Origin of the sequence: Belliella buryatensis (genome assembly GCF_900188245.1) — a bacterium.
Classification (GTDB): domain Bacteria; phylum Bacteroidota; class Bacteroidia; order Cytophagales; family Cyclobacteriaceae; genus Belliella; species Belliella buryatensis.
On record NZ_FZOK01000006.1, the window covers coordinates 80,168 to 96,946 of the forward strand.

The following is a 16,779-nucleotide window of genomic DNA, read 5'->3' on the forward strand; positions in this document are numbered from 1 at the left end:
TAATCAAAAATTAAAAACCTGTACACTATGGGAATGTTCAAAGAGTTTAAAGACTTTGCTATGAAGGGCAATGTAGTCGATTTGGCTGTTGCTGTTATTATTGGTGGAGCATTTGGGAAGATTGTTTCTTCTTTTGTCAATGATATTATCATGCCACCAATTGGGGTACTTTTGGGTGGGGCGGATTTCAAAGATTTGACATATACGCTAAAGGAGGCTTATGTCTCAGAAGAGGGGGTCGAAATGGCAGCCGTGGTGCTTAGCTATGGAAATTTCATCCAGAATGTTGTTGACTTTTTGATCATTGCATTCGTGATTTTCTTGGCTATCAAGGGGATCAATTCTACAAAAAAGAAGAAAGAAGAAGCTCCAGCAGCGCCTCCTGCTCCTCCAAAGACAGAAGTTCTTCTGGAAGAAATCAGAGATTTGCTTAAGAAGCAATAAAAAAGAGGAGCAGTTTTGCTCCTCTTTTTTATAAATAATCTAATTAGATAACACTTAATTACCACCTCTTCCTCTTTGGTTCATTCTATAAATTTGTCTGATGAAATCCCTGTTAGCACCACCTAGGGCTACGGCCTGTTTATGAGTAATTACTTTCGTGATATCATTCATGAATTTCTGATCCAATTTGAGCATATCACTTTGAACACTAAATCTTTGGTCAATCAATTGCTTGGCTTGATTCTCAGATATATTTCCCTCCGATTCTTTGCTGAAGTCTGCCATCTTTCTCATCAATGATTCTCGCTCTTCATTGTATTTATTGAAGAGGGGCCAGAATTTTTCAGCTTGCTCTGGTTTCAAATCTAGCCTATTAGTAATGAAGGCAACTCTAGCTGCTTCAAACTTTTCTTTATCATAACGCTGTTCCTGAGGCCTTTGGGCATAGGTGATACTTGATAGCATCAACAAAAGCACTATGATTAAATATTGAGGTGATTTCATATTCATATTTTAATACCAAATATCTTCTTGGAATTCGTAATCATCATTTACTTCAAAATATCCCCATTCATCATTGATGATCTGATCTAAGATAAAATTAGGATCATCTGAGAGTGAAAGCATATCATCTGCAGTCCAATAACCCGCATTAATGTAGAGGTTGATGTCTTCTGTAATTCTGTTGTCTAGGTAATCAGCACTATTAATTTCACTTTTGAAAATAAAAAGAGAAATACTGATAATCACAACAGCCGCTGCCGCGATACTTCTATAGTAAAGGAATCTGGTCTTTCGAGATGCATTTTTCTCTAAAACATTTTCCGCAAGCTGTTCAAAGTAATTGTCAGGAACTTTGAAGATGTTTTTTTTTGGCAGATTTTCCATATTATATCCTTTAGACAATATTTATGCTCAGAGGTTTAGTCAACCTTCAATTCGTTTTCGATTTTTTTTACAGCATGGTGATAACTGGCTTTCAAAGCACCTACAGAAGTATCAGTAATCTTACTTATTTCGTCATAACTGAGATCATCGAAATATTTTAAGTTAAAGACCAGCCTTTGCTTTTCTGGTAAACTTAAAAGCGATTTTTGAAGCCTTCTTTGAATTTCGTCACCATCGATCAATGGAGAGTCATCAATATAGCTTTTCATCACCTCTTCATGGTCTTCTACAGGGAAGAAATACCGTCTCTTCTTCTTTTCAAGAAAGTTTAGGCTTTCATTTGTAGCAATTCTATATAGCCACGTAAACAATGAAGCATTGTTTTGAAAGCTGTCTAGATTTTTGATTGCTTTAATAAAGGTGTTTTGAGTGATGTCATCTGCATCTTCGTGTACGATGACCATCTTTCTGATGATACCGTAGACCCGCTTCTGATATGTCTCCATCAAAGCCCGATAGCCTCTTTCCCGTGTGGAGGGATCTTTGATCATATTGAGAATCGCTAAATCGCTGAGTGACATCATTGAGGCTTAGACAGCTAAATTAACCATAAGTTTAAATGCATTGCTCAAAAAGAAAACTGATTTCGTCTCAAAAGGAAGATTTATTCAAGCAGATTTTAAAAAAATAACTGTAAAACCAACTTGGTAAGTGTCTAATATTAAGGGAGGTTATACTTGTTCATAACTATAAACTTTACCAAAGTATTAAACTTTGGTAAAGTTGAAATTCAGGCCTATTAAATTTCCAAAATATAGTCGAGAATACCAGCATTTTTTCCTTTTGGTCTGGTGACAAGCAATGGTAACCTGTCATTCATTTGAATCAATCGTTCGGCTAAGCTACCAATAAATAGTGCTGTAGCTGCTGTTCTACCTTTTGCACCTATGATGATGCCATCAGCTTGGATTTCTTCTGCTTTGGATAGAATATCTTCTACTGGATCGTCATCTTCGTCTTTGGTATAAAGTGGTGTGATGTCTATGCCTTTGGTATCTATTTTCCTGATGAATTTTTTGTAATTGATCTCAGCATGCATTTCCATGATGGAGGCAAATTCTTCGTAAGACTTGCCCGTAAAATGGTAACCTGATGGGATTGAAAATACATTTTGACAGAAAATCTTGGCTTTACCTCCGTACTTTTCCACGATCATAATGGCCTCTTCCATGGCATCTTTCGAATAGTCAGAAAAATCACTAGGAACCAAAAGTTTATCAATTTTTGGAATAGAATTTTCAGGGACGATAAGCAAGCTGCAACTTGCCCTTCTTGCGAGCCGCTGAGAAAGTACCCCTGTACCAGAGAGGTTCACTTTTCGGCCAATGATGATCATATCAGCGGACTTTTCATGAGCTAGCTTGAGGATTTTCTTGGAGAGTTGTCCTTCCTTGACCATGAAAGAGAGTTCAGCGTCTTTGTTTTTATCGAAAAACTTATGGACCAATGCTTTCATTTTCCCTTTGCGTTCTTCGACCATGTTCTCGATCAGATTGGGAAACTCTTGAAGCACCTCCTTAGGAATGTTCATATTTCTGATCACATTGGTGAAGTAGATCTTTTTGGTCTGATTGACCTGAGCTACAAAAGAAGCAAATCGAACTAATGTTTCGTCCAATTCACTTTGATCTAAGCAAACAATGAGTTTTTTGATTTGGTACATTTCAATAATGGATTTGATCTTACAAAATTATTGATAAATAAATTGATTATTGATTATTTAAGAAATAATATATTGATGTATTCATCTGTTTTTTTATTTGTCAAAATAATAATTTGTGAAACTTTACTAAGTATGATATATTTTTTAATGTTTTGTAATTTTTGAATTGAACAATTTAAAATTATATAATTTTAGTAATTGGTAATATGGTGAAATCTAATTTTATATGGATGGCAAAAAGATCAATTGTGTTTTGTTAAGAGCCTTCAATGTTTTTTCAATCAGAATAGATAGCTAAACTACTCTAAATTTTATCCGTATATTTGCCCAAGGAAGTCGGGTCGCCGACATGTTCAAACTTCACAATTAACATAAATTACCGAGTGAAGCCCTTTTCAAAAACAGGCCTCATCCTGAGCAATTAGGACCTCGTCTCTTCGGAGGCAGGATAACAGTGGAAGTTTGCGATCTTCAGGCAGCTCAAATCTTGTCTATAAAGAGGTTTGTAACACTCTAAGACCTGGCTTCTTTTATTTTTCTTAAGATCTTTTTTCGACTGTCCGAAGCAATATTTAACACTAATACCCCTCCCAAATAAAGTAGTATTAGCCCTGCTAGGGAAACAATAATGCTGTATATTCCTTTTTCTATTACTTCTGAACTCAAGTAATGAACCAACCAAATGAGGCATCCTAATAGGATGATTTTTAAGATGTCCCAAGAAAAAGGATCAAAGCTGAGCCTCTTTTTAACATATAGGTATTTGATCAGATTGAAGAGAAACATAGCTAAAAAGGAAGCAATCGCAGCACCTTCAATCCCCATCAACGGGATCAATATCAAATTGAAAAGAATCACTGCTACGCTCATGATCATCGTTGCGGTGATGTTGAATACATAATATTTTGAAAAGACAATGATTTCACTATTGATGGAAAAGAGCACATCGGTCAATTTACCTAGACCAATCCATAAGACAACCCACTTGCCCAATTCATAGACCTGATTGTTTGGCACAAAATGATATAGACTATCAATGTTTGTCCAAATGGCTAAAAAGATAAAAGAGCAGATTAAAAGTTGATGTACTGCAACTTGCTTGTAAAGCCGATTGATTTCTTTTAATCGATTATTTTCAAAATGCTCCGAGACCAGTGGCATGACGACTTGAGAAATGGCTCTTCTTGGCATTTCAATAACTACAGCAATGGAAAACCCAATCGTATAAATCGCGTTGGCATCCAGGCCTATCATGGAAGTGACCATCAGGCTGTCTATTTTCATAATCAGCATCGCTCCAGTAGTACCCAACAAAGTAATCAAATTGAAGCGCATGAAGTCCCTAATAAATCCCTTAGGGAAAATTGAAAAATCAAATTTCAATCTAAATAATTTGATGTGAACCATATAGGCAATCATTCCGACTAAAGCCAACAAATAAATCATTGCCAGTCCCCACATGAGTTGTGGAAAGTCAATCCATTTGACGAGATAGATCAAAACTAAAATTGCACTTAAAAGCCTTAGGATTACTTCTCTAAAAAATGCAGGAACAGCTACTTTGAGAAAGGAACGGCAGAAGGAATCTAAGATGGTATTCAATACGGAGAAAAGTGTAATCATCAAGACGACACCGAGGAAATCGATGATCTCTGGGGAATTTTTTGCAAATGCCTGCACAATCAAATCCCTAAAAATAAAAAATAAACTCATCACGATCAGAAAGCCTATCAGAGACAAGATCAAGCTAAAAGTAAAGAAGGAAAATTGATATTCCTTCACTTTAGGATAAAACCGAGTAATTCCATTGCCAACACCCAGCTGTGCAAAAGGAACAAAAAGTAAGCCCATGTCTTGGATGGTTCTAAATATCCCGATTTCTTCAGGTTGCAAGGCATAAGGCAAAAGCCAAAGCACATTGAAATACCCAATCAATACGCCCAAATAGGACGATAAGGTGGTCAATATGCTTTGCTTTGCGATTTGTTTCATCGATGTTGGACCTGTACTTCAGGTGAATTAAAGATATTTCTAATTAAGAAGATCCAGCAATGCTGTTTTTCTTTTTTGATAAGAATAATTATCAGCTATTCGGTTTCTGGCTTGGATTCTCTTGGCTTCTAAATCATTTGCCTGGGTTAATTTTAAGATTAATGCTTCTAATATTGAAAACTCTTTCTTGGCCAAGATTCCTCCAGTGTTTCCAATGATCGAAGGAATATCTCCAACTGCCGAACCTATGGGAATACATCCACAGAGCATGGCTTCCGCTAACGCATTGGGAAATCCTTCGGATGTAGAAAGTTGTAAGTAAAATATATGCTGATTAAGGGTTTCTCTCAATTGTTCAGGTCGAGAAGCAGGTAGTATATGGATATTGTTTGTTCTAGAAGTATAAGCTTCGTCACCCAAAATCGTAAAATGGAATTCGGGAAAAGCAAGAGCTAGTTTTTCGATCAAATCTATACCTTTGATTTTGGCTCGGGTGGGATTTGAAATTCCTTTGGCAACAGTAATAAATGAATTGGGAATGCGATCATTATCGAAGTCTTTCCAGAAATCCACATCAAATCCATTGTAGACTACTTCAATGGGTGTTTTGAGCGCAGGAATGAGGTTCTTCAAACCTTGTTTTATTTCAATTTGGTCGTCATAAGTGTAATCGTAAGCTATCAAAGAATCCGCTACAGGGATGATTTTAGTACAATTTTTGAAGCTATAGATCGTGGCTGTTTTTAACCATTTTTTTCTAAAATTACCATAACCAATACTAGGCATATGGACAGCATCAGTACCTCCAGCTTGGATTAGCACTTTGATGCCAAATAAGCTCCCAAACCAAACAGGTAATACAGTATGATAGCCACCAAAGAAACAGAGATACGTTTTGGTTTTTGGAAGCAGCAGCAATAACTGAAAAAATTGAATTAAAAAATAAAAGGGCAGCAGGATGGGAGATTGCGTAAATGCCAAGCACATGACCTTGTGCTTTGTTTGAAGCATTTCCACATCTCGCTGGGTAAAAGCAGTCTCGACAGGATAAATGTATACCACCATCCTGATTTTCTATTTAATTTTTAATTTAAAAGCTAACCTTTCCAAGAAGACATCTATTTTCTTCCTCATGGTAGTTTTTTCAATAGCTGAGTTTCTTCTGAATATAAAAAATTGATAATCTTTTTCTTCGTAATAAACTGAATAAGTTTTCATCTCTTCCAAGTAGAAGCCAAACTGTTGCAATACGCCAATCAACTTTGATGTATCCAAAGGCTGATCTATCACTTGAAGTTTTTCAGGTTCATTTTTGATCATCCATTCCAAGAATCTTGGAGAAGGGATATGTACAAAAACTACTGAGTTTTCATGTGCGTGTTTTGAGATATTGGCAAAAAGTGTGGAGTGTTGCTCTACAGGGATGTGCTCGAGTACATCAGGGAATACGAAGTAATCGAAAGTCTTCCCTTTTTTCTCAAAGTCTGACATGTCAGAAACTTCAAAACTGAGATTGCTTTTGGCTTTCCAAAGTTCTTTTGCTTTCTCTATACTTTTTGGACTGATATCTACCGCCAAAACCTCTCCAGCATTTACCTGCTTGGCGATTAATTGACTCACAGTGCCTATTCCACAGCCTACCTCCAACACCTGATGGTTGGATTTCAAGCCTGAGGAAATCAATTTGTTGATTATGCTTAGGTGTCTAGAATTGACGCCTGTCTTAATCTGCTGGTCAGCAAACTGATCATAAAAGCCTTCGACCTTTTCTTTGTTGACCTCCATTAATTTTTGTTTTTGATTTCTACAAATATTCCTACAACAAAAAGGAGCAGCCAAATGTATTGAGCAGCAACATTGATGGATTTTGTTTTGTAATAGCTATCTGGTTCAAAGCGCATTTCGATATTGCTCTGACCAGATGGGACAACTAGACCTCTTAAGAGGTAATTGGTTCTGATGATAGGTGATTCTTCTCCATTTACAAAAGCCTTCCATCCAGCAGGATAATAGATCTCTGAAAAAACCACTAATCCACCTTTACTGGCATCTACTTCATAGCGCATGATGTTCGGACTTTGATGACGGAGGTAAATGATGCCTTCACCTGCTGTAACATTCTCAAATTCGTCAGTATTGACAGTCGCCTCCATTAAAGTATTGATTTCTGGAATCATCATTATTTCCTCGTTATTCGTTTTGACAGGTCTGATGAATTCAGGCATCCAGGCATAGCCGTTGGCAAGTGGATTTTCAAATACTGCATTTTCATTTTGGCCAGCCATGACGTATTTGGTATTGAGCATGTTCAAAGCATGAAGACTTTCAAAGTCAAAATCTCCCGCTTGTGCTTTTTGGATAAATTGATTGATTTCTGGATTGATGACATTTTCAATCATCTCTTGGTACCTGCGCATTTTGGCTCCATGATAGCCTCCGATACTATTAAAGCGATAGGAGGTACGGGCATCGTTAAATGGATTTCCTAAATTGAGTACTCTGAAGTAATCTTCGTCTTGAAGAATTTTTTTGTCAGCTGGTGTTGCTGCAAAGAATTGCTCTGAAGGGTTGTATTCAAAAGAGTCAGCATTTAGGTAGCGCTTATTGATCAGCCATAGGTCTAAGGTCAAGATGGCTGCCATAGATATGCCTGCTATTTGAACAGAAATTTTATCTTTCAAAGCGGCCCAAATCAAAGCTGCAGAAAGTAATATAAAAGCGAAGCTTTTTAATGCGCTCGATCTAAGAAGAGCTTTACGATCATCTTGAATAGCACCAATCAACCAGTCTGGCAAGTTGGTATCTACTGGAGCTCTGAAGCCAAATATTCCCGCTATCAATGCAAAAATCAAAGCTAAGCCAGCTGTACTTCCCAAAGCTATACCTAAGTTTTTGAATGTTTTTTTGTCAAAAGGCTGTGAAAAAAGCTGCTCTAAACCTAGGATCCCCAATACAGGAATTGAGAACAATGCGATGCATAATGCCATCGATACTGCCCTGAATTTATTATATCCAGGCAGGTAATCAAATAAGAAGTAATTGAGCCACTCAAGGTTTTTTCCCCAAGCTAACAGGATAGAAGTCAAGGTCATAGCTAGAAATGCATTTCTGTATCCTTTTGGTGCATAGATCAAGCCTAGCACAAAAAGAAAAATCATGATAGCACCACCATAAATCGGCCCGCCTGTTCCTGGTTGATCTCCCCAATAAGTAGGAGCACTTTGGATAAACCCTCTGATTTGAGCATTGTCTACTCCATTGGATCGAAGTGCATTCTCAGTTTTTGAGTCCTTACCTAAGGCCTCACTGCTGCCTCCTCCATAGAAATAGGGCACTAATAGTGTCAAGGTTTCTGCTTTTCCCTGAGACCAGTTGAAAGCATAATCTTTGTCAAGGCCTTTTGCACCATCAGTGCTTGTGTTTAGATTGGAAGGGCCTCTTGTGGAATATTGGCCGTACTCGTAGACACTTAGAAATCTGCTGATATTTCCTCCGACAGCGATGAAGGCACCTAGCAAAAGGATGGCAGCTACTTTTGAGAATTCTTTTAAATTTTTAGACCTAGCATGCTCAAATACCACAGTAATCAAGTAAATAAACACAATGATGACTGTATAGTAGGTGATCTGAATATGGTTAAACTTAAGCTGGAGGAGAAGTCCGAGGGTGAAAACTCCAAGCCCAAGTAATTTCCTTTGTTGAAAAGCCATATGGATACCAGCAAGAATCAATGGAATCAAACAGATTGCCCAGATTTTGGCATTGTGTCCTGCATCTATACTGATGATATGAAAGGTGTTGAAAGAAAATGCGATACTTCCAATGATAGCGAACTCAGGTCGGACTTTGAAGCTCAGCAATAAGATATACATCGCGACCATGCCAAAGAATAAAGAATTGATTGGATGCGGTAGACCTAAAGTAAATACTTTGGTAATGTAATTGGTAATGTCTCCAGATATTTCAAAACTCAATAAATAGGCTGGCATACCACCAAACATGCTGTTGGACCAAAGTGCCTCTTCTCCAGTTTGAGCTCTATGATCGAGAATTTCTTTTGCTCCGCCTTCCCACTGGAGAATGTCATTTTGGAAGATAATTTTCCCATCAAAAACAGCTGGAGAAAAGTAAAAAAGTGTGATCAGATAGAAAACAGCGATGCTGATGAGGTGCGGTAAAAGGTCTTTTTTTAAGTTGATTTGCATTTTTTTCTATTTACAAGTCAGATTTGAATTGCAAATTAAACAATTAATAAGATTCCAATAGCTAAAATTCAAGATATCCTGAGTTACAGTAAATTGCTTAACTCTGTTTGATCTGAAATTCAAAAGCTTGAAGCTCCCTGCCCATTTCACAAATAATTTCCTATTTTTGCACAAAATAGAATAGACGGCATGTTTGATAATCTCAGTTTAAAATTAGATAAAGCTTTTAAGACCCTTAAGGGTACTGGAAAAATCACCGAAATCAACGTAGCAACTACGGTTAAGGAAATCAGAAGAGCCTTGATCGATGCCGATGTGAACTATAAAGTTGCCAAAGAAGTCACTGATACTATTAAAGAGGAAGCACTTGGAAGAGATGTTTTGATCGCTGTATCACCTGGTCAATTATTGGTCAAGATTACCCAAGAGGAATTGACCAAATTGATGGGAGGTACCAAGGTTGATGTAAATATTAAAGGTGACCCGGCCGTTGTCTTGATTTCTGGTTTGCAAGGGTCTGGTAAGACGACTTTTTCTGGAAAATTTGCTAGCTATCTCAAAAAGCAAGGTCGTCAAGTTTTGTTAGTAGCCTGTGATATCTACAGACCTGCTGCGATAGACCAGTTGAAAGTATTAGGTGAGCAAATAGGTGTAGAGGTATATGCAGAACCTGAAAATAAAAATGCCCTAGATATCGCAAATAATGCCATTGCATATGCGAAGAAAACAGGGAAGAAGACAGTAATTGTCGATACTGCAGGCCGCTTAGCAGTAGACGAGCAGATGATGAACGAAATCGAAGCACTCAAAAAGGCTTTGAATCCATCAGAAACGCTATTCGTCGTCGACTCCATGACGGGGCAAGATGCAGTAAATACAGCTAAGACTTTTGATGAGCGTTTGAATTTTGATGGTGTCGTCTTGACCAAATTGGATGGTGATACCCGTGGTGGTGCTGCAATTTCTATCAGACACGTGGTCAACAAGCCAATCAAATTTATCTCCACAGGAGAAAAGATGGAGAATCTCGATGTGTTTCACCCAGATAGGATGGCACAGAGGATACTCGGGATGGGGGATGTGATCTCTTTGGTAGAGCGTGCTCAGCAGACTTTTGATGAAGATGAAGCAAAAAGAATCAATGCCAAAATCCGAAAGAACCAATTCAATTTTGATGATTTCCTTTCTCAACTGGAGCAAATCAAGAAGATGGGAAACATCAAAGATTTGATGGGCATGATACCGGGAATGGGCAAAGCCATGAAAGGGTTAGATATTGATGATGATTCTTTTAAACCAATAGAAGCAATCATCAGAAGTATGACTCCGATGGAAAGAGAGAATCCAGATGTGATCGATGGCAGTAGAAGAAAAAGAATTGCAACCGGTAGCGGAAGAAGTATCACTGAAGTGAATAACTTGATGAAACAATTTGGTGATATGCGTAAAATGATGAAGCAGATGAATAAAATGGGTGGAGCCCAGAAAGCATTGGGCAACATCATGCCCAAAATGGGAAGGAGATAATTTATTAATTCTAATATATACATTAGATCAAGAAATATTTCATAAATAAAATTCAAAAAGAGGTTATTGCATGGCAATAGCCTTTTTTATTTAGGCCAAACTATACCTTTTCCCAGGAAGAGATCTGATCATACCTTCAAATTCGAGGTTGAGGAGTTTGGAAGCAAGCAAAGGTAGACTTATATCTGTGAGCATGGCAAGTTGGTCTATTTCAACACTTTGCTTTTCTTTGATCAATTTTAGAATTTGCTGGTCTTCCACTGGGAGCATTGACCATTTTTTTTCTTTGCTAAATTGACTTTCGCTGGGGTTTTCTTTAGACCAAGACAAAGCTTCTTCGATGTCTCTTACGCCTGTGAAGATGGACGCTTTCATCTTACTGATTAGTTTATTGCAGCCTTCACTATGCTGAGATTGGAGGTTTCCAGGTACTGCAAAAACCTCCTTATTGTATCCATAAGCTATTTCTGCGGTGATCAAAGCGCCACCTTTAATAGCTGCCTCCACTACGATTAAAGCATCGGACATTCCTGCGATGAGTCTATTTCGCTGTGGGAAGTTACTTGGATGCATAGTTGTTCCTGGAGCATACTCGCTTGCAAGTCCTCCGGAAAGGCACATTTCTTTTGCTGTGCTTTTATGTATAGCAGGGTAAATATTATCAACAGATGACCCCATAAAAGCAATGGTAGGTAAGTCATTTTGCAATGCTGCTCGATGTGCATCTATATCAATTCCATATGCCAAGCCACTAATAATGGTAGGCTGATAAGGAGCGAGTTCTTCGATGATTTTTTTTGTCACAGCGCGACCGTATTCTGTACAGCTTCTTGTCCCCACGATACCTATGCTTCTGCTAGGATTGAGATCGCAAATACCCTTTTTATAGATGACTAGCGGGAAATCATCGATGCCTTTTAATCTTAGTGGATAGTCAAGAGATGAAAAAGTACTAACTTGAATTTCTTTCTTTAAACAGTCATTAAGTGTTTTCTCTGCAATAGGTAGGTTCTTCTCAAATTGATTTCTGATTTCTACAACTTTATTGCTTATTCTTGAGATTTTGGATGCTTTACCCTTGGAAATATTCAGGAATCCCTTTGCATCGCCTGCATAGGCTAGAATACTTCTAAATACGGCTGGCCCAATATTAGGAACCAAGCTGAGAGCTAATTCATGAAGGGTAGTTTCATTCGGGCTTGACATGCATGGAATCTCTGATTTCGGTTAAAAATTTCTTCATTTGATGAAGTTTATCAATCATATGAACTTTATCAAAAACTTTGTTTTGGTCTTTTCTGATGGCTTCCTGTGCCCCTTGAAGTGTAAAACCTTTTACTTTGACCAATTGATAGATATATCTTATTTTCTCAATATCCTCTTTGGTAAATCTCCTGTTCCCTTTTTTATCCTTTTTGGGGTTGATCATATCAAACTCACCTTCCCAATATCGGATAAGAGACGGAGCGACCTTGAACATTGTGGCAACTTCACCAATTGAAAAGTATTTTTTCTCTATTTCACGTTCTTTGTATGGCACGACAGCATTTTTTAAAAGATTACTAAATCAAATTTAATAAAATATTTCAAAAGCTAGAAGGCAATCTACCTTCAAACAAAAAAATCTAGTTTTTTGAGAAAATAATAATTGAGAATCAATAAAAAATTTTAGAATAGCTTTATGTTGAATCGTGATTTCTAAATAATTACTTATCGATGAAAAACCTTTACTCCAAAGGATATATTTTAATAATTACCTTTTTATTATTCCTATCATCTTTTGATCAACTTTTTGCCCAAGTAACTACCGTTGGTAAGGAATTTTGGGTAGGGTTTATGGAGAATTATTATATTCCAAGGAGACCAAATCCTAATATTCCTGGTACTTTTTTACCTGAATTAAGAGATTTAGGAGTTATTTTAATTACTTCTCAAGAACAAACACAAGGTGTAATAGAATATAATGGAAGAACTATAACTTTTAATATACCTGCTGGAGGCGAATTTATATACAAAATTGAAGATGTTGATATTCTACATAGAACAAATGATGTTACAGAAAATAAGGGAGTTAGAATTTCTTCTTCAAATAACGTATCTGTATATGCTTTTAATGAGAGACAAAGTAGTGCAGATGGTACTGTTGTTTTACCTATAACCACTTTAGGTAAAGATTATTTTATCACTTCTCACTTTGAAATAGTTACGAGGGGCAATAGTGCAAATGGATTTAGTATTAATAATGAAAGTTTACTTTTGGTAGTTGGTACAGAGAATAATACACAAATTGAAATTACGCCAAGTGTAAATGCTTTAGGAAGGCCAGCAAATGTGCCCTATCTTATTACTTTGAATAGCGGACAATCTTATCAACTTAAGGCAAGAAACGATCTCACAGGGACTAGAGTTAGGGTAATTGGTGATAATGCAAATGATTGTAAAAACATTGCCGTTTTTGGAGGGAATAAATGGACTCAGGTTGGTGATTGTGGTCAGGCAAATGACCATCTTTTCCAACAAGCTTACCCTGTAAATACTTGGGGAAATGAATTTTTACACATTCCTTTCAATGGAAGGACATCTGGAGAACTAGTAAAAGTGCTAGTGTCGGAAAATAATACTGAAATTAATGTAAACGGTGTTCCAAGAGGTAACTATAATAGAGGTGAATTTTTAACCTTAGATTTTTCTTTCACTGAAACCGCATTTATAACAGGGAATAAACCTATTTCTGTAACAACTTTTTCAAAAAGTATGGATTGTAATCTTCCAGGGCCTGGTAGTAATATCGGAGATCCTTTTATGATATCTTACAGCCCCAATCAACAACAACTTAAAGAAATCACATTTAATGCTATTCAATTACCATCTATTACAAGCCATTATGTAAATGTTATAACAGCGACAGCATCGATTCAAAATACGCTTTTAGATGGGCAGAATGTAGGGAATGAATTTGTTTCATTTCTAAATAAACCTGATTTTTCTTATGCGCGAATTCAAATTTCCTCTGGGGTACATCGGTTGGAAAATCCTGATGGCTTCATAGGATATGTTTATGGTTTTGGTAATGTCGAATCTTATGGTTACGCAGTAGGAGCAAGTTTAGAGAATCTGAATTTTGAAGTTATTTCTGAATATGATTTTGAAGTAGAAGGTGAATCTGTCGCTTGTCTTAATCAAACTGCTGAATGGGAAATAAATCCTGAGAATGAAATTTTTCAATTTTTCACCTGGAATTTTGGAGATGGTTCTCCAATAAAAGAAGGCAAGTTAGTTCAGCACAAATTTGAAAGTCCAGGAACTTATGAAGTAGTAGTGACTGCATCAATAAGTGATGATAGTTGTGATCAACAAGAGGAAGTTAGATTTGAAGTATTAGTTGAAGAATATGTCAGAGAAATCATTGGGCCAAATAGCGTATGTCCAGATATTGATGAAATCATTTACACAATCGATTCTGATCAACCAATTTCAAAAATTGAATGGCGTGTAGAAGGAGGTGAAATCATCGATGAAACGGTAGAGACTGTTACCATCAGATGGGGATCTGCCAATCCTAGTGCTAGACTGTATGCAATACCTTACAATCTTCAGGGTTGTCCAGGAGAAGAGATTCAACTTTCTGTAGTTATCAATAACCAAATACAGCCCAAAATTGCCCTTGGGGATGAAGATATTTGTTTTGATGGTACCACAATTTATGAATACACGGTAGCAGAGTTTGTCAATGGGAGAGGCTATGAATGGTTTATCATTGGTGGGGATATAATTGGCTCAAATGAAAATAATACTGTAGAAGTAAACTGGAGTATTCCAGGCACTACTGGGCAATTATGGTATAGAGAGTATAGTTTGATCAATGATGATTGTGAAGGCGAATCACCTATTTTGAATGTGATAATCAATAATGTTTTCAATGCTGTCATCGATGGCACAACAGATATTTTGTGTTTTGGCGAAGAGACTGGCAATATCAGTGTAACGGTTACTGGTGGCACTGCTCCGTATACTTTTGAATGGTCGCATGATGCTAACCTCAATGCTCCACTTGCTCCAGATGTTACAGCTGGAGTTTACAGTGTTTTGATTACAGATAGTTTTGGCTGTGAGATCCTTTTGGATAATATTGAAGTCAATGAACCACCATTGTTAGCATTAAATGGGGAGATTCAAACTATCCCGACCACTTGCTTTGGAAGAGCTGACGGAGAGGCAAGGATACGTGTCCAGGGAGGAGTAGCGCCATATCAAATTAATTTACCGACAAGTAGTATAAGTGGAGACTTGATTAGCCTTTTCGAATTAGAAGGTAGAGATTATGAGTTGGAAATCACTGATTCTAACGGATGTTTAATTCCTGTAAGTTTTACAGTGGAGTCTCCACTACCTTTGGAAGTAGATGTTAGGATAGAAAAGTTAGCTTGTCCGGGTGAGTCAAATGGTGAGTTATTTGCAGAGCCTAGTGGAGGAAATGGGCCATTTTCTTATTCTTGGACGCTAGATGGATCTGATCAACCATTACTAATTGGTGTGCCGAGAGGTGTTCATGATGTTACAGTGGTAGATAGCAGAGGCTGTATTAGTTTTGGTTCAGGTGAGATGTTTGAAGACGATCCAATAGTAAGGATGCCTACTGGATTCGACCCTAAAGAAGGGCTATATCAAGCTGTTTCAAATTGTACCTTGACTTTTGAAATCAACATCTATAATCGTTGGGGTGAGTTGATCTATTTTGGCTCTTTAGGGTGGGATGGGACTACTGAAGGAAGCGATGCTCCTATAGGAACATACTCATATTCCATGGTTTACAATTATATTTTAAATGGTGAGCCTAAATCAGGTCAATTGAGTGGTAATTTCACTTTGGTAAGATAGTTTTGTGCTTTACAGTTCGGTCTTTTGATGAATCTGTGTATACTTGCATACCATTAAACCAATCACATGAAGAACATTTTAATAACAGGTGGTGCTGGATATATAGGATCTCATACCGCCGTAGCATTGATTAACTCAGGTTTTGAACCCATCATTATCGACAATTTTTCAAATTCAGAAAAAAGTGTTCTCAAAGGGCTAAAAAACATTTTAGGAAGAGAGGTTAAGACCTACGAAGGTGACTGTAATGACCGTACCTTGATGGAAAGTATATTTTCTGAAAATCAAATTTCAGGTGTAATTCACTTTGCAGCTAGTAAGGCAGTTGGAGAAAGTACGCAAATACCCTTGGCTTATTACGCCAATAACATTGGTTCTTTACTTGTGATATTGGAGGTAATGCAAGAACATGGTGTGAAAAACCTTGTGTTTTCCTCTTCTTGTACTGTATATGGTCAACCAGATGAATTACCAGTATTAGAGGGTACTCCGAGAAAAGAAGCAGAAAGTCCATATGGTAATACAAAGAAAATTTGTGAAGATATTCTTCATGATTACATCAAAAGTAAAGCTAGTGCAAGAATAATTTCACTTAGGTATTTTAACCCTATAGGAGCTCACCCTTCTTCGGAAATAGGCGAACTTCCATTGGGTGTTCCTGCTAATTTAATTCCTTTTGTCACCCAAACAGCAGTAGGAATTCGAGAGAAGTTGACAGTATTTGGTGATGATTATGACACCAAAGATGGGACTTGTGTCCGGGATTATATTCACGTATTGGACTTGGCAGATGCGCATGTGAAATCATTAGAATACCTTGAAAAGCAATCAGATTGCTTCATAGACACTTTTAATGTGGGAACTGGGCAAGGGAATACTGTTTTAGAAGTGATCAATACTTTCGAGAAGGTATCGGAGAGAAAACTCAATTATCAAATTGGACCAAGACGAGCTGGAGATATAGAGAAAGTGTGGGCAAATACTAATAAGGTGAATACAGTCCTTGGCTGGAGTGCTCAATATAATCTAGAAGATTCATTAAGAGATTCCTGGAATTGGCAAAAAAGGCTTTCTGGGATTGAGTAAAAACAAAAAAGTCTCAAGTGTAAACTTGAGACTCTG

The 16,779-nt window shown here is 37.2% G+C and carries 14 protein-coding genes; 4 read left to right on the plus strand and 10 right to left on the minus strand.

Annotated elements, in window-relative coordinates; translation table 11 throughout:
• Nucleotides 1–27: 27 nt before the first annotated feature.
• A complete protein-coding gene (gene mscL, locus CHB66_RS07595; protein WP_089239613.1) occupies nt 28–444 on the plus strand; it encodes a large-conductance mechanosensitive channel protein MscL in 417 nt (138 codons plus the stop codon).
• Nucleotides 445–498: 54 nt separating this feature from the next.
• On the opposite strand, the gene CHB66_RS07600 is transcribed toward mscL, so the two are convergent.
• The 8 genes from CHB66_RS07600 to CHB66_RS07635 all read right to left on the minus strand — a co-directional run bounded on the left by CHB66_RS07600 (nt 499) and on the right by CHB66_RS07635 (nt 9,252).
• On the minus strand, nt 499–954 hold the full coding sequence (locus CHB66_RS07600) for a Spy/CpxP family protein refolding chaperone (protein WP_245812690.1): 456 nt from the start codon (nt 952–954) through the stop codon (nt 499–501).
• Between the two features lie 3 nt (nt 955–957).
• On the minus strand, nt 958–1,332 hold the full coding sequence (locus CHB66_RS07605) for a hypothetical protein (RefSeq protein ID WP_089239617.1): 375 nt from the start codon (nt 1,330–1,332) through the stop codon (nt 958–960).
• 35 nt (nt 1,333–1,367) lie between these two features.
• Nucleotides 1,368–1,916, minus strand: a complete 549-nt coding sequence (locus CHB66_RS07610; protein WP_089239619.1) for an RNA polymerase sigma factor — start codon at nt 1,914–1,916, stop codon at nt 1,368–1,370.
• 215 nt (nt 1,917–2,131) lie between these two features.
• A complete protein-coding gene (locus tag CHB66_RS07615) occupies nt 2,132–3,055 on the minus strand; it encodes a universal stress protein (RefSeq protein WP_089239621.1) in 924 nt (307 codons plus the stop codon).
• A gap of 513 nt (nt 3,056–3,568) precedes the next feature.
• Nucleotides 3,569–5,047, minus strand: coding sequence for a lipopolysaccharide biosynthesis protein (locus tag CHB66_RS07620; RefSeq protein WP_089239623.1), 1,479 nt, complete (start codon nt 5,045–5,047; stop codon nt 3,569–3,571).
• 39 nt (nt 5,048–5,086) lie between these two features.
• Complete coding sequence (locus CHB66_RS07625) at nt 5,087–6,112, minus strand: glycosyltransferase family 4 protein (RefSeq protein ID WP_089239625.1); 1,026 nt, start codon at nt 6,110–6,112, stop codon at nt 5,087–5,089.
• 9 nt (nt 6,113–6,121) lie between these two features.
• Nucleotides 6,122–6,832, minus strand: coding sequence for a class I SAM-dependent methyltransferase (locus CHB66_RS07630; protein WP_089239627.1), 711 nt, complete (start codon nt 6,830–6,832; stop codon nt 6,122–6,124).
• On the minus strand, nt 6,832–9,252 hold the full coding sequence (locus CHB66_RS07635) for a hypothetical protein (RefSeq protein WP_089239629.1): 2,421 nt from the start codon (nt 9,250–9,252) through the stop codon (nt 6,832–6,834). The genes CHB66_RS07630 and CHB66_RS07635 overlap by 1 nt, the downstream gene beginning before the upstream one ends.
• A 189-nt stretch (nt 9,253–9,441) precedes the next feature.
• Here CHB66_RS07635 and ffh point away from each other — a divergent pair, with 189 nt between their 5' ends.
• Nucleotides 9,442–10,779, plus strand: a complete 1,338-nt coding sequence (gene ffh, locus CHB66_RS07640; RefSeq protein ID WP_089239631.1) for a signal recognition particle protein — start codon at nt 9,442–9,444, stop codon at nt 10,777–10,779.
• Between the two features lie 90 nt (nt 10,780–10,869).
• Here the strand turns inward: ffh and dprA are convergent, their stop codons facing one another.
• Entirely contained in the window at nt 10,870–11,985 is a 1,116-nt protein-coding gene (dprA, locus tag CHB66_RS07645) for a DNA-processing protein DprA (RefSeq protein ID WP_089239633.1), read from the minus strand.
• A complete protein-coding gene (locus tag CHB66_RS07650) occupies nt 11,969–12,319 on the minus strand; it encodes a MerR family transcriptional regulator (RefSeq protein ID WP_089239635.1) in 351 nt (116 codons plus the stop codon). Before CHB66_RS07650 ends, dprA begins: the two co-directional genes overlap by 17 nt.
• 176 nt (nt 12,320–12,495) lie before the next feature.
• Here CHB66_RS07650 and CHB66_RS07655 point away from each other — a divergent pair, with 176 nt between their 5' ends.
• Both CHB66_RS07655 and galE read left to right on the plus strand, forming a co-directional pair.
• Nucleotides 12,496–15,657: a PKD domain-containing protein gene (locus CHB66_RS07655; RefSeq protein ID WP_089239637.1), complete on the plus strand. Its 3,162-nt coding sequence runs from the start codon at nt 12,496–12,498 to the stop codon at nt 15,655–15,657.
• 66 nt (nt 15,658–15,723) lie between these two features.
• Nucleotides 15,724–16,743, plus strand: a complete 1,020-nt coding sequence (gene galE / locus CHB66_RS07660) for a UDP-glucose 4-epimerase GalE (protein WP_089239639.1) — start codon at nt 15,724–15,726, stop codon at nt 16,741–16,743.
• Nucleotides 16,744–16,779: the final 36 nt, after the last annotated feature.